Genomic DNA, 726 nt, shown 5'->3' with positions numbered 1-726 from the left:
GTCTGCAGGACACCCTTGGCCCGTTCGATGATCTTTCTGGCCTCGAGGCGACCCTGCAGGTCCTCGACCTCGGCTTCCAGACTGACGATCTCGGTGAAGCGGCTCATCGCCATCTCGATCGTCGGCAGCAGGTCCTTCTTCTGGAACGGCTTGACGACATAGGCCATCGCCCCGGCCTCCCGTGCCCGTTCCACGAGCTCCCGCTGACTGAACGCGGTCAGGATCACCACCGGTGCGATGCGCTCCTTGGCGATGTGCGCACCGGCCTCGATCCCGTCCATCCGGGGCATCTTGACATCGAGGATGACCAGGTCGGGGCGGAGCTTGGACGCGAGGCTGACGGCCATCTCGCCGTCACCGGCCTCACCGACCACCTCGTAGCCCTCCTCCTGCAACATCTCGCGAAGATCGAGACGGATCAGCGCCTCGTCCTCGGCGATCAGCACCCGGCGGGGGGTCGAGGATGGCTGGCTCATCGAGTCGGACTCCTGGTCTCGCAGGGTTAGGATGACACCGTTGACCCGCTGTAACGCCGGGGTGGGCAGTCGATCCGCACCTTACCCGGCTAGAGTCGTAGAGGAAGCCCTACCTGCACATCAAGCGGTCCGGTAGCGGCTTGCAGTACCCGAGAGCCCCGCTCTCCAACCGGGCGGCCCCTGTACTCCAACGGCAGAGAGACGGTGCTCAAACCACCGACAGTGTGGGTTCGAATCCCACCGGGGGCAC

1 protein-coding gene and 1 tRNA gene are annotated in these 726 nt (G+C 65.2%); one reads left to right on the top strand and one right to left on the bottom strand.

Annotated elements, in window-relative coordinates:
* Window positions 1–476 (bottom strand): ANTAR domain-containing response regulator (locus U9980_RS18920; RefSeq protein WP_322769138.1); only part of this gene is annotated, 476 nt, incomplete at its 3' end.
* Between the two features lie 176 nt (window positions 477–652).
* Here U9980_RS18920 and U9980_RS18915 point away from each other — a divergent pair.
* Window positions 653–725: transfer RNA gene (locus U9980_RS18915), tRNA-Leu, on the top strand.
* Window position 726: the final 1 nt, after the last annotated feature.

It is taken from the genome of Protofrankia sp. Cr1 (assembly GCF_963555865.1).
Taxonomy (GTDB): Bacteria; Actinomycetota; Actinomycetes; order Frankiales; family Frankiaceae; genus Protofrankia.
The sequence above is the reverse complement of the archived record's forward strand: the minus strand, read 5'-3'. Positions and strand labels throughout refer to the sequence as shown.